This window comes from Gillisia sp. Hel1_33_143 (assembly GCF_900104765.1).
In the GTDB taxonomy this organism is placed as follows: Bacteria; Bacteroidota; Bacteroidia; order Flavobacteriales; family Flavobacteriaceae; genus Gillisia.
In genome coordinates, this window is the sequence record NZ_LT629737.1 from 2,927,680 (window position 1) to 2,950,901 (window position 23,222).

Consider the following 23,222-nt stretch of genomic DNA (forward strand, 5'->3'; position numbering starts at 1 on the left):
TAAACCAAAAAAGCTGAGAAGAACGCGTCCCTACTCCCGCAACTTGTGTTAACCGAGACCGTTACATAGCATATTTTATGAAGAGACTACTCCTATTAATTATACTGACTTCTTATCTGACAAGTTTTGCTCAGAACGAAAAAAATGATCTTTTGAAAGAGGTTCTAAATAAGTTAGAAATTGACAAAGCTGACTGCTTTGACCAACTAATTACTCATCATGATTTCGGTAAAGAAACATTGTTTGTAATTCCGACCATTAATGAAGAAGGAGATGGTTATGCGATTTTGAATAATAATATCATATTGATAAATAATCAGAATCATGAAATTATAGGAAAATTTCAAAAAAACAACGATTTGTATACGGATGCTGTTCGATTAGATAAAATAGAAATTGACTCAAGTTTATTCAGAATAAGTAATTCAAAAAGTGCCTTTAAATTGATTTTTTCATATTCAAACAATAACAAACCAAATCCATATTATTCAGTTAGTATGTCACTATTTATAAATGAAAAAGAATCTTTACTAAGAATATTGAAAGAATATGATATAGAAACGATATATGGGGAAACTGATACAAATTGTCAAGGAGAATTTGAAAAGCACACAAAACAATTTCAAATAATTGAAAACTCTAGTCGACAATTTCCTGAAATAAGAGTTTTAGATTCAATTAGAAATTTCAGGATCTCTCAAAACTGTAAAATGGAATTGGTTCAAACTAAAATTACTACAGATACATTAAGATTCCAGGTTAAAGAATACAAATACGCTATGTAACATCGGTTAAGCGCAAATAGCGGGCAATCGAGTGAAAAGTGCTATTTTAGACACCAAGTAAAAAACCACAAAGCCGACAAGTCCGCGTCCCTACTCCCGCAACTTATGTTGACCGAGACCGTTAGTAAATATTTTAGTTACTAAGTGATACATAAAAACCAAAAAAATAAACTCATCTATTTTATGAAAAATAAAAAAATCAATTTATTGATATTGATTATACTGTTTGGACATTCTTTATATTCTCAAGACAAATATAATTCAGGATATGTATTAACTACAAATAAGGATACTATTAATGGATTTATTCTTAACCAAATTGACTCTGAATTATCTTATAAGATTTATTTTAAAAGCAATTTAACGGATGAAACTAATATAGAATATAACCCTAATGAGCTATTGAGTTTTAGTTTCAGTTCTGGGCGGGTTTTTGAGAGGAAGAGAATTAAGAACGATAATAAAACCCCTAAAGACAGTATATATATATTTGCAAAAAGAATTGTTAAGGGCAAAATTGATCTTTTCGTTAGGCGCCATAAAAAGAATAGTTTAAAAGATTTTTTTATAACAAATAATACTTCAAAAAGAGAAGCACACTTAGTAAAACCTAAGAAAAATGAGATAAAATTAGATGGTAAAAATTATTCTAAAAAGGATAGTAATTTTAAGAATTATATATCCTTTGTTAAAAAGGATGAAAATTTAGAAGCAGAAAATAACAATAAGTTAAGTTTTGGTGAAAAATCGATACGTAAGGATATCATCTCCTTTAACAGGAATTTTCAGGATGAATATCCAATTGAACTATATCAGGAACCCTTTGAATATAATTATGATATTTTAGTAGGTATTCCATTAAGTCTGAAATCGGAAGAATTACATTTTAGAATTGGGGTATATAGAAATAAAACTTTTATTGAGAAATCAAATACATTCTCATATTTAACTGGAGTTGTATATCATCATTGGAGTGACAGTGATAAAAAATGGAATAACCAATATCAAAATGGAACATCAAATTATAGATGGCAAATGTTAAATATTATTCCCGTAGGAATTAAGTTTCAAACCAATTCAAAAAATATAATCCTCTATGGATATCTTGGTGCAGGAGCAGCTGTATTAATGATGAACGACTATATTATTGAGGATTACGAAATTGTTGGAAGTCAAAAAGATTTTGGGTTTTTACCAACTGTGAATGTTGGTTTAGGAGCCAAAATAAAGGTTAACTCAAATTTCATCCTAACTGAAATAACTCCCACAATGAATGGAGTATTTGTTAATGTTGGTTATTCATTCTAAAATAACTAAGAAAAATAAACTTTGCCTAACACCGTGTTAAAAACATTGCTTGTTTTAGTTTAACCGTTAGGTCTTTTCTTTGATTGCTAGTTTCATGTTTTTCTTCGGAAAATCCTCACACACAAACACGCAACCTTCCTTACACAATCACTATCTAAACAATAGCCAGAGAAAATTCTAAATCAATTGACATATAAATTCAATATACTTTATGAAAAACTCTGTACTAATTGTTTTTTAATTATTAGAATCAACTATTTTCGTCAACAAATAATCTGATAAGAGATTTACTTCATATATTTATACATACATATATATGAAAACTCAATACTTACTCCTCCCTCCAATGAATAATTTTATTTTTCGCTCAGTACTATTAGCAGTTACAGTTTTATTGTCTTCCTGCCAGAAGGAAGAAAATATTCCCCAAACGGATTATGCTATAGAATCTGATGATTTTTTCCAGGTCATCAGCAATTATCCTAACGGTTGGATCAAGGAGGCTAAACGTGAACATGACAATCCATCTGAGAAGTTTGAATATTATGAAAACGGTTATATTAAATCTGCTAAAATCTATTCTAGCTATCCTCAACAGCACTTATATATGGAAGTGAGCCGCAGTGAAGACAATAAACCCCTTTGGTCTAAATATTACACTCCTGAAGATGATCTATGGTTTGAGACTTTATATGAGAATGGCTTGGCTTCAGAAAAAAAGGTTTACAGTGAGAAAGGTACCTCAATTTATAGATATGAGGAAGGTGACCTGACTTCAATAGATTTCACCAGGGCTGATAATAGTGGAACAAGCTCAACAATTTTCAATAAAATTGCTGGAACAAGAACAGTTACGATCAAAAAAGATGGCGAAACTATTCTCGAAGAAGTGTATCCTTACATGGAAGGTATTGGTGCATCAATACTAACTAACAACCAGGTTCCTTTAGCCAATCCTTTTGCTAATCCAGAAGGAAATTATCGTAAAATTGATGAATCGTTCTTTCATAATGCTAATTGGCAAAACGATGCTGATCCTATTGAAGGCGTACCGCCCCATCGCAACTTTTACGAATATTACTTCCCTAACAACAAATTTGCAACGAAATTCGCGGTCAGCTCAGAACTTTACCAATCAATTATTGAACAGTATCCGGTTACCGAAGATCAAGTTCTTACTTTAAATAACATGTATAAAGAAGGTAGCAGTAGCTTCCTACCTCCTTCCGAAGAGAGATTATCCCTCACTAAAGAAATGAAACAAGATCCTTCCCTATTCGAACTGAAATATGGAAATGAATACGTTGACAAAGTTTATTACGGAAAAATAGTTTATGTCGTTGGAGCCATACGTAATATGCCTACCGGGACTAAAGCATCTGGGGAAATTAAAAATTTAGCTCGAAAGAAAATGAATTTGATTATTGACGGGACCGAACAACTAACTGCTGAAGAACAGAAAACATTAGACAAAGTGTGGTTCGAAGTGAAGTTTTTCTCTACATTAAAGGCCCATCGTAATGGAATTATTTTAAATAATTCTGACGATTTTAATACAGTATTTCAGGAAGTGCAGGATTCAGAATCTTCAATTATTCAACTGGAGTATGCTACATTTGAAAATATGTCTTAGAGAATTAAAAATTTAGAAGTACCTCTCATTAAAGTCACCTATTCTAAAAGGTGGCTTTTCTTTTAGAAAAAGAAATAAAAAAGCAAACGTATAGGCCCAGTTTACAACAATGGTTATCACAAATAACCGATATCATTTCAAAAAAATAATTAAATTAACCAACTATTAAAACCTAAGCCAACTATTCCGCGTCTATACTTCCACAACTCGTATTAATCGAAACCGTTAGTAAAAATAGAAAACAAAAAAAATGAAAATCAGATTTAATAAAAAAACTCTTTATAGTAATTTAGCACTTGGATTACTTTGGACTGCACTTGGAATATATAATTTGATAGATGATGATAATTTAAGATGGTCAGACTATATTCTAATAGGTCTAGGAATTTTATATATCTCACATTTTTTAAACGATATAATTAATCAGTACCTGAAAATTGAAGGCGGAACTATTAAAAAAAATATACTTTACGGGTTTGTAACTAAAATTGATCTTGTAAAGATTAATTCAATTGAAAATAGTGCAGGAAATTATTATCTGAGGACTGATTCAAAAAAATTAAAAATTAAAACTGACTTAATCGAACATTCGTCACTTTTAGATTTAAAAAATGTTTTAGCAAATCTAGATTTAACACCTGAAAATACGCCATTTACCAACAACGGTTATCATAATTAACAGGTGTTCTCTAAAAAGTGTAATGTAGTAACCTAAGAAAGAAAATACGTAAATCGATAGGTCCATATACCTACTCCACACTAATTGTCTTAACCAAGACCATTAGCTACCAAGTGTTCATAAAATTTCATTTTATTAAAAACACGTAAAAATTTAAACATTCGTAAATTTGTTATAATCAATTTAAAACATCTTAATGTTTGATAAACTGTTAAAACATCTTCAGGAGAAAGTAGAATTAACTGATAATGACCGCAAACGGATACCTATGTTCTTTGAGCATAAAAAAATACGTAAACGTCAATTTCTAATACAGGAGGGTGATTTTTGTAAAAATCTGACTTTTGTTTCAGAAGGTATTATTAAATCTTATACGTTAGATGATAAAGGAAATGAACACATAAGTTTATTCGCATGGGAAGGCTGGTGGGTATCAGATTTTAGAAGTTTTATATGTGGTGAAAAATCTATATTATCAATAGACGCAATAGAAGATAGTGAAGTTTTAGTAATTTCTAAACCAAACTATGAAAGATTATTAGAAGAAATCCCTGTTATGGAACGCTATTTTCGAATATTATATCAGAATAGTTTAGTCACTAAGGATCGAAGATTGATAAGTTCAAATACTTATTCCGCAGAAGAAAAATATAAAGAATTGGTAAGTATGTATCCTCAAATTCCTCAAAGAATTCCTCAACATCTAATAGCTTCATATTTAGGTGTGACTCCAGAAACTATTAGCAGAATTAAAAAAAATATCTAAAATTAATTTACTAAGAATTGATCTACATCAAGATTATTTCTTGTTTTAGATCAATGTATAGCTCTCCATTTCAAAGTAATTTAGCTAACGAATTAAAATATAATAGTTATGGAAAAAATTGCATTGATAGTTGGAGCAAGTGGAATCTCCGGAAATAATTTAGCTAGAGAACTTATTGCTAATGATTGGACCACTTACGGTTTAACAAAAAATTCAGATGTAGAAATAAAGGGTTTGAAAAATATCAAAGCTGATCTGCTTAATAAAGAATCGCTCGCAAATGCATTAGAACATATAAATCCAACCCATGTTTTTTTTACTGCATGGATGCGTAAGGAAACGGAAGCAGAAAATATTAAAGTGAATGGTGGGATGGTACGTAACATGTTAGAAGTATTATCTCCCAAACATTCTGTACAGCATGTGGCATTAGTTACGGGATTGAAGCATTACTTAGGACCCTTTGATGCCTATGCTCAAGAAGGCTTTAACCCTGTTACTCCGGTGAGAGAGGAACATCCAAGATTAGAAATAAATAATTTTTATTACGCTCAAGAAGATGAAGTTTTTGCAGGTGCAGAACGTGATGGATTTACATGGAGTGTTCATAGAGCACATACCGTTATTGGGGAAGCTGTTGGGAATCTAATGAACATGGGAACCACTTTAGCCGTATATGCCAGTATATGTAAAGAAAATGGAACACCCTTAATATGGCCTGGTTCCGAAGCGCAGTGGAATGGAATTTCTGATGTTACAGATGCACATATCTTGGCAAAACATTTTCACTGGGCAGCAACAACTCCTGAAGCCAAAAATCAAGCTTTCAATATAGTGAATGGAGATGTTTTTCGTTGGAAATGGTTGTGGAAGCAAATAGCGGAATATTTTGATATTGAATATCAGGGATTTTATGAAAATAACCGAAGCCTGGAAGAAATTATGGAAGGAGATGAAAAGTCATGGTTAAAAATTTCCCAGAAGTATAATCTTCAAGAATCTGATTTAAATAAATTAGCATCTCCATGGCATACTGATCTAGATCTGAGACGTCCTATTGAGGTGATGACAGATATGTCTAAAAGTAGAAAATTTGGGTTTAAAGGATATCAAGATACAAGAGATTCATTCTTTGATTTATTCGATACGTTAAAAGAAAAGCAAATTATACCTTCTTAGAACTAATTCTATTTAAAACTTTTAAGCCCAATAGGACAATAGTCGTATTGGGCTTTTTTTAGGATATTAAAGTCAGTATAAAAGGCCAACAGCTATGATAGGTTAAGTGCAAATAGCGTACTTTCTGATTAAACATTTTATTTTAGTAACCGAGTAAAAAGCAAAAACGCTGGACTGCCTACTCCATTAATTTATATTAATCAGGACCGGTGTATGCTTTTAATTTTCAAGAGTATCCATTAAAATTATAATTTATGTAATAATACATTGTATAACTATGTATTTTGTTATACCTTTAAATTATGAATGAAAATTTTATAGCTAAATGGCAATCTCAGGTTAAGAAAGGAACATTGACTTTTATCATCCTGAACGTACTTAGAAACAATGAATTCTATGGATATGAATTTATTGAGGAGGTTAAAAAACTTACTAAAATCGAAATTGCAGAAGGAACTTTTTATCCTTTAATGAATCGATTAAAGAAAGAGAACCTTGTTACATCTAAATGGGTAGAACAAGAATCTGGAATTCCCAGAAAATATTTCAGTCTTACAGATACTGGGAAAGAAACCCTAGAACAAATGAAAGCTTATTGGGAAGATTTATCATCATCTATCAAAAAAATATCTAAATGAAAATAAAAGAAATTCAATTTAAGGAAGATGCTTCAAGACGCATTTACTTAAGCTATATGAAGCGAATTGAAAGAATGATTAAGCCTTTATCTGAAACTGATCAAACAGAAGTTTTATTAGAATTTAATAGCCATATTTTCGAGGGTTTAGCACACCAACATCAAAAAAACGAAATTTTTAAAATTGTAGACATTCTAGACAAATTAGGGAATCCCGAAGAAGTTTTGAAGCCTTTAATCGCAGATAAAAAATTGGAGGAGGCAACCAGAACTTTCAATCCAATTCATTTATTTAAAGCCTTAGCTCTAAATATATCAAATGGAATTTCTTATTTGATTTTTGGGATACTCTATTTATCTCTTTTCGGTTTCGTATTTCTTATTTACGCAAAGTTCAATAATCCAGATGAAGTTGGTTTATTTATGAAAAATGATTCTTTTATGGTGCTAGGTAAGTTGAATAAAGGTTATTTACAAAACCCAAATATTTCTGAAGTTTTGGGTAATTGGTTTATACCTGTAATGCTCATATCCATTATACTCTCTTACTTACTTATAACGCTATTATTAAAACTTAAAAGATCAATCAACAAAAAATAAAGAAATGAAAAACTTAATTATCACAACATCATTTATTCTTTTGTCTGCAATTTGTGTAGGCCAAAAACTAAACACAAAAAAGTTAGATAGTCTTTTCCAAATTCTGGAACAAAACGATAAATTCATGGGAAGCCTTGCAGTTTCCCAAGATGGAAATAGTATTTATGAAAAAACTATAGGTTTTAAAAACCTCGAGGATTCAATTAAATCCAATCGAAATACTAAATATAGGATTGGTTCAATTTCAAAAATGTTTACTGCAACATTGGTTTTAAAAGCAGTTGAAGAAAATAAATTAAATTTGGATCAAAGCCTAAAAGATTTCTATCCTGAAGTAGTCAATTCAGGAATGATAACAATTAAATCTTTATTAAACCATAGTAGCGGTATCCATGATTTTACTAGAAATGAAGATTACTTAAAATGGAATCAAATAAAACAGCCAAAGGATAAAATGATTCTAAGGATTGCAAACTATACAAGCGACTTCACTCCAAACTCAGAAAGTGAATATAGTAATTCCAATTTCGTCTTATTAACATATATTCTAGAGGACGTTTATAAAAAACCTTTTACAAAATTACTGAAAGAAAAAATTACAGATCCATTGAGATTAACAAATACATTTTATGGAGGAAAAATAGATTCTAAAAATAATGAAGCCTATTCATACACTTATTTAGGAAAATGGAATAAAGAAACAGAAACTGATATCTCTATTCCACAAGGTGCTGGAGCTATTGTATCAACTCCTGGTGATTTGAATGTTTTTATTATGGCACTATTTAATGAAAATATTATTACTAAAAGTAGTTTGGATCAAATGAAGAATATTGAAAATGGATATGGCTTAGGACTATTTCGATTCCCTTATGCTGATAAACTGAGTTATGGCCATACTGGTGGCGTAGATGGTTTTCGATCTTCAACCAGGTTATTTCCTGCAGATAAACTTGCCATTAGCCTTATGTCGAACGGAATAAACTACGAAAATGACGATATCCTCTTAGCTGTACTAGGAAGTTATTATGGACAAGGATTTGATTTACCGAATTTCAATACAGTAGAATTAACAGAAAAAGATTTAGAAATATTTTTAGGTACATACTCAAGTTTACAAATTCCACCAAAAATTATCATTTCAAAAGAAGGCTCTACTTTGTTAGCACAAGCCACTGGTCAATCAGCGTTCCCTTTAGAACCAAGATCAAAAAATACCTTTGTCTTTGAAAAAGCGGGTGTGAAAATAGAATTCAAAACAGGAACTGAAGAAATGATAATGAAACAAGGTGGTAAAGAATTTCTATTTAGTAAGGAGTAAATAACAACGTACCACTAAATGTTATCACAATAAACAGGGAGCGTTTCAAAAAAATAATTAAATTATTCAAAAATTAAAACCTAAGTCAACAAGTAAGTATCCCTACTCCACTCCACTTGTTTTATTACGACTATTACGAACAAGCTAAAAAAAATAAAGTATGAAATCATTGACTTTTTTATTAGTAATAATCTTAAGTATTCAAAATATAAAATCTCAAAATATTGACTTTGAAAAGTTGATGTATAAGGAAATATCATGTTACTCTTCAAAGATCCAAATAATTGAAGATTTGGGAAAACCATTAAAAGTTTACAATCCTAATTACGAATGTGGATTTCTCTCTACAGATGAACAAATGAAAGACTTTGAAACCTTAGAGTATCAAAATATAAAATTTACAGGAAATAAAGAGGACAATTTCATTCTTGACGTAGTTAATTTCAACGATGAATCTACTTCAATTACTTATTATAAATTTCAATTAAATAGTGAAACCACTCTGGACCAATTAAATGAAATATTTGGGAATAATATTCCTAACAATTTAAAAGACGATTCGGGAATCGTATTTATTCCAAATAAAGATAAATTTAAAGAAGATGGATTTATTTTTCTTATTAAGGATGAGAAATTAATAAAGATTATGTATTGGAGCCCTTGTTAATACAAGAAAAGTTGCCTACAACGGTATTACAATTACAAACATTATCGATACGGAGTATTTAAATCTCCTATGAAAGAAAATAACAAAACAACAAGTTCGCTTCCCTACTCTTACAGCTTATGACACCAGAGACCGTTGGCAAATACTAATTAAGGAAATTGAGATTATTAATAATAATATTACTTCTTTGTTCTTTTAGCTGTAAAAAAGCTAATAAACTAAAGCAAATTAAAAATGAAAAATCTATTATCAATAGAATTTGGTTAGTTGAAAAACAAGTGGAGATTGATAGTTTGGAAACAGAGGTATATATTTTTCCAATGGAGACTCCATACAAAATCAATATAAAAAATTTAAAAATGGAATATTAGATACTTTAAATAGTAATTTTTACAAATTTGGAAAATTGAAATTTGATGATACCATTAGAAAAGTAGATCTAGATTTCTATTCCTGTTATGATACTTTGAAAAAGTTTAATAGCCGAAAAATTGAGTTAACTATTTTTCATAAAAATAAGGATAGCTCATATAGTAAAACTTATTCTCCGATAAGTGGATACAATCATTTTAAATTTAACTATATAGATTTTGATGATGAAAATATTTGTGGAGTAATTTGGGAATCAATACAAATTGACACAATAATTAAAGGAGAAAATAAAATGAGACTTTTGGAACAAATAATGCTTGTGGAAGACAAAAGTCATAGTTCTAACCCTTTTGATTTGATTAGTTGGTTAGAGGAATAAACCATATTGGCTATAACAATGATTACCATAGCTAAAGAGTAGATTTTCAAATAAAATATTTAAATTAACCAATAATTTTAAACTAACCGTCAAGTTCCCTTCCCTACTCTGCGCTACTTGTCTTAACCAAAACCCTTGAAAATAATATTTATATGAAAAAATTCACGAAAAACTTATTATTCATCACTGTTATATTTTCTACAATTTTAAACTATGCTCAAGAAGCTAAAGGGAACAACAGTTTAATAGAAAATGAAGACTATAATTTATATAAACCGATTAACACACAGGGCGTTTTATTGCTTTTCGGTGGATTTCCGGAAAACGCTGAAGGAATTGAAAATGAATTCCAAATAACTAACTTAGCAATTGAAAAAAACGTTGCAGTTGCGTATTTAAATTTCAATCGTAAATTATGGTTAGAGGAAGATGAAAAAGAGCAATTAGCACTTTCTCTACAAGAATTATTTACTTCAAATAATTTACCATCAGACAATATTTATATTGGTGGCCTATCTAGTGGAGGAAATATGGCATTACTAATTAGTAATTATCTTTCACAAAAATCAGAATACAATTTAAATCCTGCCGGTGTTTTCATTGTAGATTCTCCAGTTGATCTTGCCGCATTATACCGTATTGCAGAGTCAAATATTAAAAGAAAATTTTCAGAAGCTTCGGTTGGAGAAAGCACTTTTATTTTTAATTACTTTCATGACCAATTGGGAAATCCAAATGATACTATAGCTCTTTATGAAAAGTATGCTGCTTTTACATATGAAACTAAAGATTTTCAAAATTTAAAAGATTTAAAGAAGACAAAAATTCGTTTTTATACAGAGCCAGATAAAGTTTGGTGGAAAGAAAATATGGGTGTTGATTATGAACAAATGAATGCCTTTCATATAAAAAGATTATCAGACTTTTTAAGTTCCCAAGACTTTGAAAATGTTCAATTTATAGCAACTGAGAATAAAGGATTTAGAGCAGATGGAACTAAAAATCCACATAGCTGGTCTATAATTGACAAAGAAGATCTACTTAAATGGATGTTAAAGGATTAAATACTATTTACAACAACTGTTATCATAAAATAGAAGTTATTTTGATGAAACCAAATTTATAAGAACAAAGCAAACAAACTATCCTCCTTACTCCCGCAATTCGTTTTAATAGAGATAGTTGTCAGAAACTTTAAGGCATAATAAAAAGTAACATATTAACAGGTTAATCGTCATATTTAAAACGGAACTAATGATAAATAGGAATATTCAAATTGTACTGTTGGCTATACTATTATCCGCAAACTTCTCTCCAGCCTTTGGACAAACTACTTCAGACAAAATTATTTTCTTAACTGACAATTACACTACTTACATAGAAAAGGTGAACTTGGATGATGAAAATAGAGATAGCATTTACAAGGAGATCATACAGAATTCAATCTTTGAAAAGCACTTTCAAAAAAGTGAATATGCCTTAATCGTTAAAGATTTTTTTGCAGCACCAATTAATAATACCTCTGAACTTAAAAAATCAATTGAAAAAATTGAGGAAAATCGTGAGTTAATAAAAAATAAGATAATTGGAGCATTAAAAATGAGCCGAGAAAAAATTGGTAACGATAGTTTAACCATCTATATAATCCCAGTAAATCCTGAAAACAGAGAAATTATAGATGGAATGACTGGAATAATGGGGTTAACAGCGGGTTCTAAACAAATTATTTTGACGATTGAACCTGAAATATCAGGTTGGGAAAATATGCTTGAGTATGCAGTTGCACACGAATTTAATCACGCTTATTGGACAAATTTAAACTTTGGAAAATTTCCAAAATGGACTTTACTTGACTACTTAATATTTGAAGGTAGAGGTGACTATTTCGCTCATTTGCTTTATCCAACGGTAATAGCTCCCTGGACAATAGCTTTGACAGAAAGTCAAAAATTAGAATTGTGGAAAACAATTAAACCTAACTTAAAAAGCGAAGACATGAGCTATCAAATGGAGGTTATGTTTGGATCGAGAAAATATCCTATTTGGGGCGGCTATTCATTAGGTTACGACATGGTATTAACAGCATTGATTAACAACGAAAATCTCAATGCTGGCAACTGGACAAATCTTGAAGCCCATAAAATTTTAGAGTTGAGCAAATACAAATAAAAGCGATCGTTAAAATTGGTTACGCACAAATAATGGCGATCGAGCGCAAAGCACTATTTTAGAAATAAGTAACACTAACTAAGAGAACAAGTGCTTTCTCCCACAACTTAAGCTAAACAAAAATGTTGGAGAAGTCTTATATAAAAAATCAGAAAATTAGACTTATAAAGAACATACTATTATTTCAAAGACATATTTTCTTAGTAGGAATACTTATTTCTACTGTATTAAGTATAACTATGAATAATTATAAAATGACTGGATTATTTTATGTTCTTATTAGCCCTATTATTCATTATTTAATTTATGAGGTAAAAGGTAATAATGAGTATTATTATTATTTCAATCTTGGATTTCGTAAGATAGGTTTATGGTGTTCTACAATAATTCTTGGGGTAGTTAATCTTCTAATTTTTTCACTCTTATGAATAATCTTCATGTTGATAGTGTCAGAAAAACTTATCGAGATAAATTAATTTTGACAGACATTTTTTTGTCTTGCAAACAAGGTGAAATCGTTGGATTAATTGGTAGAAATGGTTCAGGAAAATCTACTTTGCTAAAAATAATCTTTGGAATTGAAAATGCTGAAAATAAATTTATTAGAGTTAATAAAAAGATTTTACAGAGCTTTAAAGAATCCAGTAAAGTGATAAACTACCTCCCCCAGAATAATTTTCTGCCAAAAGGCTTTAAGATAAAAACTATTATAAATTTATTTCTTCCAGTAAATAAAAGAGCTCGATTAAAAGAAAATGTATTCATAAAACCATTATTACAAAAGAAATATCAAGTACTGTCTGGAGGTGAAAAGAGAATTTTAGAAATATTACTACTACTAAATTCAGAAGCTGATTTTGTTTTACTTGATGAGCCATTTAATGGCGTTAGTCCTATAGTTCGAGAGCAAATTATAAAATATATAACTGATGAAAAACCAAATAAAGGCTTCATTATTACAGATCATGACTATGAGAATGTAATGAGAGTGTCTGATAAAATCCTATTTCTAAAAAATGCAGGTCTCAAAAAGATTACAGATAAAATGGAGCTTATTCAACATGGCTATTTAACAAAAACAACTTAAAAGAATGCTTATCAAAAAGAATGGGCCGTAAGCCATACAAAATAATTAAATTTAGTAGTAATTTAAATCTAAGCCTACATGTGGTCTTTCTCCATCGCACAATATGTATAACAAAGTGACAGTTAAGTATAATTTTTTAGAAAAAAATAAAGAAGATATTCCTATTCTTATCCATAATCCTCTGTTCAAATACCTTTGCCCAGAAAGCAGAATTATTAGAACAAGTTGATTTTGAAACTCGAAAATATAAAGATTCAATTATTCAACTTAACAAATTCTCTAACAATTTAGAATTCGTAATAGAAAAATTCAGGATCAATAAAAAAATGGATTTGGAAATTGAAAATGATTATACCACTGCGGGAATGCTTCAGGCAACATATAATGCAAACGCCAGTTATGATGTTTTACTAAATAAATATTATAAGGAATTACTTCATAAATTGAATCCTAGGGATAAAGAGACTTTAAAACAAGCACAACGAAATTGGATAAAATTTAAAGATTCTGAAATGAAGCTCAATAATTTAGTCTCAAAAGATGAGTATTCAGGCGGAGGAACAATTCAGCAATTATTTGTAGCTTCCAGAAATTTGGAACTAGTAGAAACTAGATTGAATGAAATTTATGAGTATTTAAATTCTCGAATCATGACTGATTCAAAATATTAATTCAAATTTGAATATCATTGGAATTAGAGTTATAATAACAACTTTGAATTTTAGCGTTACCACTATGAATACAACCATTACTATTGTGCTTTTCCTGAATTAGGTCGACCAAAATTTAAACCGTTAGATACTTAACCGAATGAGCTGTAAACCTAATGTTTGTCTGTCGCTCAAAAATAATAGTTGAATCTTGTAGAGCAACAAAAGCCAGACTGGATTGAGACAGTCTGGCTTTTGTTGGTGATCTTTTTAAAGGATTAAATCAATTTTTTATAATCTGTTTTGCTCATCATTCAGATCTGCATCTTTTACTTCTTTCTTTTTAGCATTACCAAAATTATAAGTTGCAGATAGCGTAATTTTTCTCGTTTCCCAGCGGTTAATCCAGTTGGTAGATACATTGTCTTGCTGTGTATTTTGTATCCATTGGCTTTTCTTCAATACATTTTGCGCACTTAAATTTAATCTTATTTTATTTTCCAGAAGGTCTTTACGTAAACTGAAAGACATATCATAAGATGGCTTAAAGGTAGTATTACCATACTTTCCGCTATCACTGTAAAAACTATTCCAGGTGCCGTTCCAGTTTTTTCCAAAGTCAAAAGTTTGATTTAAGCCAGCATAATAAGAGATGCCGCTGTCATTAAATTTGTAACCTTCTAAATCTGATTTTGCTTGGCCGTAATATAGCTCACTGTTTAATTGAATGTCCCAGTATTTATTTACATTCCAATTGGTATTAAATGATAGTCCGATGCTTTTAGAACTTCCAATATTGTCATAATACAAGGTGGTAATTTTATTTTCTGGATTATAACTAATAATCTGATACATTTCATCTGTAGAAAAATTAGCAAAAAGTGAGAGAGATGTTTTTTGTTTGTTGATCCAAACCAACTCAAATGCATTGGTAAATTGAGGTGTTAAGTCAGGATTTCCGATAGAAACATTATAAGTATCAATATATTCGTAATAAGGATTTAAATACAAATAACGCGGTCTTTGAATTCTGCGGCTGTAAGAGATTTTGTATTGGTTATTTTCCATATTAGCATTCACACTAAAAGATGGGAATAATGAAAGGTATTGATCTTTATTTGAAGTATTAGATGTTAGTGAAGTTGCATTATAATCAATATATTCAGCACGTAAACCAGCTTGGAAATCGAATTTTCCTGTATTAAAATTTGCTATTCCATAACCAGAGAATATCGATTCTTTATAAATTAATCTGTTGCTTCTATTAGTATTTTGAATGTAATCTCCAGATAAGTTGCGCTCTTTTAAATCAATATCATAATCATTATTTACATAGCTGTATTTTGCACCAGTTTCTAAGTTTATAGCAGAATTTAGCTTATGCTCTACATCAATTTTAGCACTTAAAATATTGTAATCTGTTGGATTGTTGTACTTTATTTGATCATCATTTTTATACATTTCGTTGGTATCTGCGTTGAAATAAAAATTAGAAGTTTGGCGATCACTTGTATTGTTATAATTGGCGAAATTTAGTTGTGCGTCTACCTTGGTATCCAGACTATCAGTTGCAAAATTGTAAAATAGGGTTCCAATTATTGTTTTATTTAAAATAGCATCGTCCGTTTTTAAAATGGTGTAACGCTCATAAATTCTATTGTCGTACTCATTTGTTCTACCATTGGTTACTTCATTACTATTGTAAATATTATAACTAACGGAAGCGCCAATATTTGCGTTTTTACTCAAATCATGTCCTACTCCAAAATTCCCGGAATAGCTGTTTGAAATTGGCAACCAATCGTTATTTTGTTCTAATAATAGCGTATATCCAGGATTAACGATTGTTTGATCAATCTGTCTATGGTTAACACTTTCTGTATAACCATAACTTAATCCATATTTAAAATTCCATTTGTCTGTATTATTATATAAATTAATGCTGTTATAATTTTTAATGAATTCAGCATAACCAACAGATGTTCTAACATTACCAGTTAAACCAGTCGCGGCAGATTTTTTAAGAACAATATTGAAAATTCCTGCGCTACCAGAGGCATCATATTTAGCCGAAGGATTTGCTATAATTTCTACTGATTTTATATTGCTGCCGTCCATTGTTTTTAAATATTGATTTAACTCCTCGCCGCTTAGAAGTGCTGGCTTCCCATCAATCATAATTTGCACGTTATTACTTCCTCTAAACACTACATTGTCATCTTTATCTAAGCGAACACCAGGTAATTTTGTTAGTGTTTCCAAAGCATCATTACCATTTCCAAAGCCTGCTTTGTCTACATCAAATATCATCTTATCACCCTTTAGAGTCAGTAATTTTTTTGTTTGCATTACAACAACTTCCTCTAAGTCAAATGCATCTTCTTGTAAAATAAAATTTTGAGTTTGATCTCCATTGCTCTTCTGTAAAATATTTGATTTCAGTATTTTATAACCCAATAAATTAATTTGAATATAAAATTCAGATGATTCAACAGATATGTTATAGTGACCAAATTCATCTGTGTTTGTGCTTTGCTTAAAACTATTGTCTTCAGCTTTAAATATAGAAACTGTTGCATATGCCAGTTTCTCGTTGGTATTTTCAGCAGTGATGATTCCGCTGATTTGTACGCCTTGACCAAAGAAGAAAAAGCTATTTAGTAGTAATAAAAAGAAGAATGTTGTTTTCATGATTTATCTATTTGTTAAGCAAATTTATTCAAGACATCTTCTGTAAATAATTAGTTTACACCAACCGGAAATAACGTTACACCAAACCTTAAGAGGTAGTTGTTTTCTACTTCTGTATGATAAAAAGCTATTTCGTGTAGCATTTTATCCAGTTTGTCAAAAAAAATAAATACGTCGAAAAATATTGGGTAATTTTATGACATGGAAATAGTCAAAAAACAACGTTACCTTCATATAGCCATCATATTGATCGTGATCTTTATGGATTTTTTCTCCGATTACGTTTATGGCGGAATGGATGGATTTTTAAGAAATTTTCAAGCACCCTTGAATTTCACACGAATTATAATGTATACCGCAACATTTGCGGTGTACTTTTTAAACTTCTATTTGGTTTGCCCATATACTTTAAAAAAGAAATATTATTTAAGATTTTTTCTGGGTGTTATAATTTTAATAGTCGTTTTTGGTCAGATTCGGTATTTTCTTGAAGAGGTAGTTTTGTTCCATTTTACTGGTAATCATAACTATTATGAAGAATCTAGAAAATTCTTTTTTTATACAGTAGACAATTCCTTTTTTGCTTTTAAAGGAATTTTATACAGTACGTTACTATATGTATTTTATGAATATATCACTAATCAAAATCGCATTTTTCAGTTAGAGCTAGATTATAAAAAAGCAGAGTTGAATTTTTTAAAATCTCAATTAGAACCACATTTTCTATTTAATACGCTAAACACTTTTTACACAGAATTAATTGATACGCAGCCAAACACTGCAAAGGATATTCATAGGCTTTGTGAACTTTTAAGATATGTAACTTATGAGGCAGAACAGGAAATGATGCCTTTGGAAAAGGAAATAAAATTTATAGAAGATTACATTTACCTACACAGAAAAAGGTTTGAGGATACCATGTTTTTAGAATATAATTTAGAAGGTACTATTGATAATCAAGTTGTTCCATCTTTAATGTTTATTCATTTTGTAGAAAATATTTTTAAACATGGCGTTATAAACGACAGGCAGAATCCAGCAAAGATTTCTATAATAATAACAGGTAAAGAAGTGATCGTAACAACCGAGAACCTAATTTCAAAATCTGAAAAATATAACCACAATGGTATTGGAAAAGAAAATTTAAAACGCCGTTTATTTGCTATTTACAAGGATAATTTCGATTTTCAATCTGAAGAAATAGATGGGAAATTTACCACGCTCTTAAAACTGCCACTTATTAAAAAACTATGAAAATATTAAAATGTCTAATTGTAGATGATGAACCGCCCGCAATTCGATTACTTGAAAAATATGTAGCCAAGATTCCATTTCTCGAATTAGAAGCCACCAAAACCAGTTCTATACAAGCACTATCTATAATTGAACAATCAAAAATTGATTTAGTTTTTCTGGATATTCAAATGCCCGAATTAACTGGATTACAATTGTCCAAAATTATAAAAGGAAAAACAAAAATTATTTTTACTACTGCATATGCACAATTTGCGCTGGATAGTTACGATGTAAATGCGGTAGATTATTTGCTTAAACCATTTGAATTTGAACGCTTTTATGAGGCAGTTAATAAAGTTAAAAACTTAAACATATCCCAGGATCCGGTAACCGAAACACCAAATACTTCTTCGGAGTATCTTTTCGTTAAAACTGATGGCAAAAATAATTTTGAAAAAATATATGTGAAAGACATATTATATATTGAAGGGCTAAAAAATTATGTTGCTATTCATTTAGTTGAAAGTCAAATAATAACAAATAATACACTAAAAAATATTGAGAATCTACTTCCAAAATCTGAATTTATAAAGACCCATAAATCATTTATAGTCTCCCTTCGGCATATTAAGAAAACTGACTCTTTAAGCGTTTACATACAAGATAAAGATATACCCATTGGCGACACTTATAAAAAGGAATTGTTCGAAATAATTCAAAATAGAAAATTGTAAACTGCGATTATCATCGGAGAGATATGACTTCCTAAGTATATCAGTGATTTACAGAAATTATAAAAGCTTAAGTCAATAATTACTTCAACTTACTCCCTCAACTTGTATTTGAAGAGAGCTTAACACCAAATTAAATTCGATTTTTAAAGAATAAATAATGGAATAAGAACGTATGGGAAAAAAATTAACTCTATTGATCATCTTGATCACTTCAATCTCTATGAATGCACAGAAATACAACACTTCTAAAGACAGTATACATGCATTTTATGATACGTTATTCTTAAACTTAAAAGAGGGCTTCATAAAAAAAGATTCAGTGAATTGGGAAGAAATTGAAAATGAAACTTTTTCAAATTTAGCTTTGTATACCAATTTTAAAAATTCTCTTAATGAAGTTGAACCATTATTTTCAAAAATAGATGCGACGCACTGTTCAATCTACTTTGAGAACACTGTTTACAGTGTACAAAAAAAGGTGTCTTCGGAAAGTTATAGTAATCAGTGGAAAATGAAATATGATACTAATCCAGGTTTTGAAGTAAAAATAATTCAAGAGAAATTTGGATACATATTAGTACCATCACTTTTCTTTACGGACTTACATTCAAAAAATGTAAATAAGATAGCGCAGAATTTATATAATCAAGTTGTTGAAATTAAAACTGGAAATGATTTGGAGGGTTGGATCATTGATTTGCGTTTTAATACAGGTGGAAACTCCTGGCCAATGCTTCTAGCGTTATATGATTTTCTGGGTAATAACAATATTACTGGCACCTTGGATGGTAATAAAAATCTAATAGGAATAAAGAGTCTGTCAAAAGGGAAATATTTAGTAGATTCTAAAAAGCAATATCAAATTACACCAACAGGTAAATTGTTGGACAAAATTAAAGTGGCCATTATTACTAGTGCTGTGACGGCAAGTTCAGGAGAAATTGTAGCGATGGCTTTTAAGGGAAGACCTAAAACAGTTTTTATTGGTGAAAATTCATTAGGATTTACATCAGAAAATTATTCTTCAATATTACCTTTTAATACTATAATGGCTTTAACTAAAACGTATAATAGTGATAGAAATGGCATTTATTATGAGAGCATTGTACCTGATATTAATGTAATAAAACAGGATAATTTTAATAATTATCTTTTGGATGGAAATATTTTAGAAGCAATAAAATTCATAACCAATTAAACCTAACTAAGCCAACATTCGCTTCTCACAAATAATGGATAAGGTTTCAAATAAAATAATTAAATTAACCAACAATTAAAGTCAAAGCACACAAGTGCACATCCCTAATCCCGCACCTTATGGTAATCGAGACCGTTATTACCTATTATTTATAAAATCCTGAGTTCAATAACTTAACGCAACGAATCATCAATCATGAAATATTTAATATACATTCTGACTTTTCTAACTATGGGAAGTACTTATGCCCAGTCCAATATAAAAGTCAATGAAAAAGCTCCTAAAATAAATATTACCCATTGGATTGAGAATGTGCCTACCAACAAAAGCTTAGACAATAAATTTACAGTGCTGGAATTCTGGGCAACTTGGTGCGGACCTTGTATTGCAGCTGTACCTCACATGAACAAAATACAAAGTGAATTTAATAACAAAGATCTTGTCTATATTTCAATTACCGATGAATCTGTTGAAAAAGTTAAAAGGAGTTTAAAACGTATAGATTTTAAATCGATCGTAGTAACAGATCTAACAAAGGAAACACAAATAAATTTTGGCGACGGTAAAAAAGGTTTAGATACATACCCCTTAACAGTTTTAATTGATAATAAAGGAATTATAAAATGGATAGGCGAACCAAAAAAATTAAATTCTAAGATCATGTCCAAATTTCTAGCCAATGCTAAAACAGAAAATAAGGATAATGAACTCAAAAAAACAGAAATTCAAATTGAGCAAAATAATACGTTAAGCTTTAAAGAACTTTTAAGCAATAATGAAATTGCTAATTATTTTGACATACAAGAAGCGAAGAGTACTGAGAAGTTAAAAAAAACATTGGGAACAAAAATTATTAGCTTGAAAGCTTATAGCTTAGAAGAGATTTATAGTGATATTCTAAATATCAAACCAGATCATATAAAAGTTCCTACTGATTTTCAAGACAAGCGTTTTGACCTACTCTACAAGAATATTGAAGAAGGGAGTAATCTAGAGCTGCTCGAAAATAATATTTTAAACAAATTGGATCTTGAAAAGAACTCAGTCTTCAAATCAACAAAAATTAATATGGTTTCAATACAAGATGAATCACTTTTAGAGGAAACTTTAGAGCAAAGATTTTCAGCTAAATCTGATGCAGACGACAAAATAATTTTTACTGCATTTACCATAGATAATACACTCGATGAGCTATCAAATCTATCTTCAGCTTCGTTTAAAGCCAATGAAGATAATGATACGAAATATGATTTTATTATAGGAATTAAAACTAAACGGGATATCATTAATAGTCTAAAAACTTACGGATTATCTGTGGAAGAAAAAGATGTGAACCGTGAATATATTACCCTTATAAGTCGAGAATAACTGCAATTAAAATAACCTGTAACTTTATTAGAAAATTCATAATGACTAATTCATTAAGTATCTTAGAACAAATAGTACCTCTCCTCGTATATATAAAACTGACACATATTTCTTAAATTACGCTTAGAACATGTATTAAATCAAAATTTTAAAAAAATATGAAAATAGTTGTACTATTAACGTTTTGTCTAATTGTTGTTTCCAGCACTGCCCAGGATTTAGAGGGGAAGTGGATGATGACTAAAGAGGGTGATACTTATATTATTCCAGAAAATTTAGTGTTAGAAATAAGTTCAGATACCTTAAAATTCTTTTCGTTTGATACCCTAAAATCTACCATTCCTATTAAAATTGAGAAAGATAAGATCATCAGCGAGAAACAAGTTAGTTTCATTGAAGTTATAAATGAAAATAGATTTAAGATAAAAAGTCAAGGAACTGTGAATAATATAGACGGTTTGATCTCTACAGAATATGTGAGATTGATACCTACAAAGACAAATTTATCGTCTGAAGAAATTCAAAAGTTATCGTTTCAGTTTAATTGGCGCGATGATATGTTCACCGTTATATTTAATAAGGAATTAGGAGATCCTCAGCTCTTGAAAAATATAGGATTGAGTGAATTAATAAAAATGAATCTCGAGAAAATTGATCTTACATATTTCATTTCCATTTACGAATCTGGCACTAGAAAAACGGTATTTCCAATCAAGGAAGTATCTAAAGATAGGATGATTCTCTATGGGACACCAGATGAACCTTATGAAATAGTTGGCGAGAAAGTTGAATAATTAGCTTTTTAAATCGATATCGAATAGGCTTAAAAAAGGCTTCAATACTAAATTCTCAAATAACCAATATCAATAAAGTAGACAGAATATTACTTTCTTCACTCTGTATTACTAATAAAAAAAATACTTGATATTAAAGTAATAATCTCTTACCAAACTAAAACATATTAAATGGATTTTCAACTTATTCGAAACGCAACAATTAAATTAAAATACGCTGGTAATACTATTTTAGTAGACCCGATGTTTTCTTCAAAAGGTAGCTTTGAATCTTTTGCAGGCATCTCGAAAAATCCAATTGTGGATCTAACGGTTTCTTTAGATAGTGTTTTAGAAGGTGTAGATTTTGTAATCATTACCCATAAGCATATCGATCATTTTGATAGTTTAGCAAAGGATAAACTTCAAAAAGATATAAAGTTATTTTGTCAACCCTCAGATAAAGAATTTATAGCCAATGAAAAATTTGTAAACACCGAAGTAATAGAATCAAATACGGTTTTTGATACTATTTCTATTACTAGAACCGCTGGAAAACATGGAAGTGGTGAAATATTATCACAAATGGGGGAAGTTTCCGGATTTGTATTAGAAGCAGAAGGTGAACCCACAATTTACATCGTTGGAGATAGTATTTGGATAGCGGAAATAGAAAATGTTATCTCTAGTTTTAAACCAGAAATCATTATCACAAATTCAGGAGGAGCAATTTTGCCAGGACATGAGAACAACCCTATATTAATGAATGAAGAACAAACTATTTTACTTGCTCAGTATGCAAAAAATGCAAAAGTTATAGCCGTTCACTTAGAGAGTTTAGACCATTGCCCCGTTACTAGAAATTCTTTGAGACAAAAAGCAGATGCCAATGGTATTGATCAAAACCGATTGATTATACCAAATGATGGACAAATCATATCGATTTGATAAAAAATTATAATGAGTATTTTTATAAAAAATACGAATGTT

Annotated in this window: 22 protein-coding genes; 21 read left to right on the forward strand and 1 reads right to left on the reverse strand. The window is 29.8% G+C overall.

Annotated elements, in window-relative coordinates:
• Positions 1-77 precede the first annotated feature (77 nt).
• The 15 genes from BLT84_RS13660 (at position 78) to BLT84_RS13740 (ending at position 14,253) form a co-directional block, all read left to right on the forward strand.
• Positions 78-785, forward strand: a complete 708-nt coding sequence (locus BLT84_RS13660; protein ID WP_091266769.1) for a hypothetical protein — start codon at positions 78-80, stop codon at positions 783-785.
• Between the two features lie 183 nt (positions 786-968).
• Positions 969-2,093: a hypothetical protein gene (locus BLT84_RS13665; RefSeq protein WP_157717946.1), complete on the forward strand. Its 1,125-nt coding sequence runs from the start codon at positions 969-971 to the stop codon at positions 2,091-2,093.
• Between the two features lie 316 nt (positions 2,094-2,409).
• A complete protein-coding gene (locus BLT84_RS13670) occupies positions 2,410-3,726 on the forward strand; it encodes a hypothetical protein (RefSeq protein WP_157717947.1) in 1,317 nt (438 codons plus the stop codon).
• A gap of 250 nt (positions 3,727-3,976) precedes the next feature.
• Positions 3,977-4,405 carry a hypothetical protein gene (locus BLT84_RS13675; RefSeq protein ID WP_091266777.1) on the forward strand — a complete coding sequence of 143 codons (429 nt, stop codon included), beginning with the start codon at positions 3,977-3,979 and terminating at the stop codon, positions 4,403-4,405.
• 196 nt (positions 4,406-4,601) lie between these two features.
• Positions 4,602-5,171, forward strand: coding sequence for a Crp/Fnr family transcriptional regulator (locus BLT84_RS13680; protein WP_091266779.1), 570 nt, complete (start codon positions 4,602-4,604; stop codon positions 5,169-5,171).
• Between the two features lie 108 nt (positions 5,172-5,279).
• On the forward strand, positions 5,280-6,350 hold the full coding sequence (locus BLT84_RS13685; protein ID WP_091266782.1) for an SDR family oxidoreductase: 1,071 nt from the start codon (positions 5,280-5,282) through the stop codon (positions 6,348-6,350).
• 302 nt (positions 6,351-6,652) lie between these two features.
• Entirely contained in the window at positions 6,653-6,988 is a 336-nt protein-coding gene (locus tag BLT84_RS13690) for a PadR family transcriptional regulator (RefSeq protein ID WP_034894774.1), read from the forward strand.
• Positions 6,985-7,587 (forward strand): HAAS signaling domain-containing protein, encoded by a 603-nt coding sequence (locus BLT84_RS13695; protein WP_091266784.1) that lies wholly within the window; start codon positions 6,985-6,987, stop codon positions 7,585-7,587. The genes BLT84_RS13690 and BLT84_RS13695 overlap by 4 nt, the downstream gene beginning before the upstream one ends.
• Positions 7,588-7,591: 4 nt before the next feature.
• Entirely contained in the window at positions 7,592-8,908 is a 1,317-nt protein-coding gene (locus BLT84_RS13700; protein ID WP_091266786.1) for a serine hydrolase domain-containing protein, read from the forward strand.
• Between the two features lie 160 nt (positions 8,909-9,068).
• A complete protein-coding gene (locus BLT84_RS13705) occupies positions 9,069-9,575 on the forward strand; it encodes a hypothetical protein (protein ID WP_157717948.1) in 507 nt (168 codons plus the stop codon).
• 406 nt (positions 9,576-9,981) lie between these two features.
• Positions 9,982-10,326: a hypothetical protein gene (locus tag BLT84_RS13715; RefSeq protein WP_091266794.1), complete on the forward strand. Its 345-nt coding sequence runs from the start codon at positions 9,982-9,984 to the stop codon at positions 10,324-10,326.
• A 152-nt stretch (positions 10,327-10,478) separates the two neighbouring features.
• Positions 10,479-11,390 carry a hypothetical protein gene (locus BLT84_RS13720; protein ID WP_091266796.1) on the forward strand — a complete coding sequence of 304 codons (912 nt, stop codon included), beginning with the start codon at positions 10,479-10,481 and terminating at the stop codon, positions 11,388-11,390.
• A 190-nt stretch (positions 11,391-11,580) separates the two neighbouring features.
• Positions 11,581-12,495 carry a DUF2268 domain-containing putative Zn-dependent protease gene (locus tag BLT84_RS13725; protein WP_091266799.1) on the forward strand — a complete coding sequence of 305 codons (915 nt, stop codon included), beginning with the start codon at positions 11,581-11,583 and terminating at the stop codon, positions 12,493-12,495.
• Between the two features lie 424 nt (positions 12,496-12,919).
• Positions 12,920-13,582, forward strand: coding sequence for an ATP-binding cassette domain-containing protein (locus BLT84_RS13735; RefSeq protein WP_091266804.1), 663 nt, complete (start codon positions 12,920-12,922; stop codon positions 13,580-13,582).
• 326 nt (positions 13,583-13,908) lie between these two features.
• On the forward strand, positions 13,909-14,253 hold the full coding sequence (locus tag BLT84_RS13740; protein ID WP_091266806.1) for a lysozyme inhibitor LprI family protein: 345 nt from the start codon (positions 13,909-13,911) through the stop codon (positions 14,251-14,253).
• Positions 14,254-14,523: 270 nt separating this feature from the next.
• Here the strand turns inward: BLT84_RS13740 and BLT84_RS13745 are convergent, their stop codons facing one another.
• Complete coding sequence (locus tag BLT84_RS13745; protein WP_091266807.1) at positions 14,524-16,923, reverse strand: outer membrane beta-barrel family protein; 2,400 nt, start codon at positions 16,921-16,923, stop codon at positions 14,524-14,526.
• Positions 16,924-17,124: 201 nt separating this feature from the next.
• On the opposite strand from BLT84_RS13745, the gene BLT84_RS13750 reads away from it, so the two are divergent.
• From BLT84_RS13750 to BLT84_RS13775, 6 genes are all read left to right on the forward strand, one after another.
• Entirely contained in the window at positions 17,125-18,177 is a 1,053-nt protein-coding gene (locus tag BLT84_RS13750; RefSeq protein ID WP_091266810.1) for a sensor histidine kinase, read from the forward strand.
• On the forward strand, positions 18,174-18,893 hold the full coding sequence (locus BLT84_RS13755; protein ID WP_091266813.1) for a LytR/AlgR family response regulator transcription factor: 720 nt from the start codon (positions 18,174-18,176) through the stop codon (positions 18,891-18,893). The genes BLT84_RS13750 and BLT84_RS13755 overlap by 4 nt, the downstream gene beginning before the upstream one ends.
• Before the next feature lie 172 nt (positions 18,894-19,065).
• The gene (locus BLT84_RS13760) at positions 19,066-20,091 is read left to right on the forward strand and encodes a S41 family peptidase (protein ID WP_091266816.1); all 1,026 of its coding nucleotides are present in this window, start codon (positions 19,066-19,068) and stop codon (positions 20,089-20,091) included.
• Positions 20,092-20,286: 195 nt separating this feature from the next.
• A complete protein-coding gene (locus BLT84_RS13765) occupies positions 20,287-21,459 on the forward strand; it encodes a TlpA family protein disulfide reductase (protein ID WP_091266820.1) in 1,173 nt (390 codons plus the stop codon).
• 158 nt (positions 21,460-21,617) lie between these two features.
• Positions 21,618-22,253 (forward strand): hypothetical protein, encoded by a 636-nt coding sequence (locus BLT84_RS13770; RefSeq protein ID WP_091266822.1) that lies wholly within the window; start codon positions 21,618-21,620, stop codon positions 22,251-22,253.
• Positions 22,254-22,424: 171 nt separating this feature from the next.
• Entirely contained in the window at positions 22,425-23,180 is a 756-nt protein-coding gene (locus tag BLT84_RS13775) for an MBL fold metallo-hydrolase (protein ID WP_091266825.1), read from the forward strand.
• The last annotated feature ends 42 nt before the right edge of the window (positions 23,181-23,222 follow it).

Excerpts from the sequence above, each read along its gene's own strand:
- BLT84_RS13660 (WP_091266769.1), top strand. The coding sequence starts at position 78 with ATGAAGAGACTACTCCTATTAATTATACTGACTTCTTATCTGACAAGT.
- BLT84_RS13665 (WP_157717946.1), top strand. The coding sequence starts at position 969 with ATGAAAAATAAAAAAATCAATTTATTGATATTGATTATACTGTTTGGA.
- BLT84_RS13670 (WP_157717947.1), top strand. The coding sequence starts at position 2,410 with ATGAAAACTCAATACTTACTCCTCCCTCCAATGAATAATTTTATTTTT.
- BLT84_RS13675 (WP_091266777.1), top strand. The coding sequence starts at position 3,977 with ATGAAAATCAGATTTAATAAAAAAACTCTTTATAGTAATTTAGCACTT.
- BLT84_RS13680 (WP_091266779.1), top strand. The coding sequence starts at position 4,602 with ATGTTTGATAAACTGTTAAAACATCTTCAGGAGAAAGTAGAATTAACT.
- BLT84_RS13685 (WP_091266782.1), top strand. The coding sequence starts at position 5,280 with ATGGAAAAAATTGCATTGATAGTTGGAGCAAGTGGAATCTCCGGAAAT.
- BLT84_RS13690 (WP_034894774.1), top strand. The coding sequence starts at position 6,653 with ATGAATGAAAATTTTATAGCTAAATGGCAATCTCAGGTTAAGAAAGGA.
- BLT84_RS13695 (WP_091266784.1), top strand. The coding sequence starts at position 6,985 with ATGAAAATAAAAGAAATTCAATTTAAGGAAGATGCTTCAAGACGCATT.
- BLT84_RS13700 (WP_091266786.1), top strand. The coding sequence starts at position 7,592 with ATGAAAAACTTAATTATCACAACATCATTTATTCTTTTGTCTGCAATT.
- BLT84_RS13705 (WP_157717948.1), top strand. The coding sequence starts at position 9,069 with ATGAAATCATTGACTTTTTTATTAGTAATAATCTTAAGTATTCAAAAT.
- BLT84_RS13720 (WP_091266796.1), top strand. The coding sequence starts at position 10,479 with ATGAAAAAATTCACGAAAAACTTATTATTCATCACTGTTATATTTTCT.
- BLT84_RS13725 (WP_091266799.1), top strand. The coding sequence starts at position 11,581 with ATGATAAATAGGAATATTCAAATTGTACTGTTGGCTATACTATTATCC.
- BLT84_RS13735 (WP_091266804.1), top strand. The coding sequence starts at position 12,920 with ATGAATAATCTTCATGTTGATAGTGTCAGAAAAACTTATCGAGATAAA.
- BLT84_RS13740 (WP_091266806.1), top strand. The coding sequence starts at position 13,909 with ATGGATTTGGAAATTGAAAATGATTATACCACTGCGGGAATGCTTCAG.
- BLT84_RS13745 (WP_091266807.1), bottom strand. The coding sequence starts at position 16,923 with ATGAAAACAACATTCTTCTTTTTATTACTACTAAATAGCTTTTTCTTC.
- BLT84_RS13750 (WP_091266810.1), top strand. The coding sequence starts at position 17,125 with ATGGAAATAGTCAAAAAACAACGTTACCTTCATATAGCCATCATATTG.
- BLT84_RS13755 (WP_091266813.1), top strand. The coding sequence starts at position 18,174 with ATGAAAATATTAAAATGTCTAATTGTAGATGATGAACCGCCCGCAATT.
- BLT84_RS13760 (WP_091266816.1), top strand. The coding sequence starts at position 19,066 with ATGGGAAAAAAATTAACTCTATTGATCATCTTGATCACTTCAATCTCT.
- BLT84_RS13765 (WP_091266820.1), top strand. The coding sequence starts at position 20,287 with ATGAAATATTTAATATACATTCTGACTTTTCTAACTATGGGAAGTACT.
- BLT84_RS13770 (WP_091266822.1), top strand. The coding sequence starts at position 21,618 with ATGAAAATAGTTGTACTATTAACGTTTTGTCTAATTGTTGTTTCCAGC.
- BLT84_RS13775 (WP_091266825.1), top strand. The coding sequence starts at position 22,425 with ATGGATTTTCAACTTATTCGAAACGCAACAATTAAATTAAAATACGCT.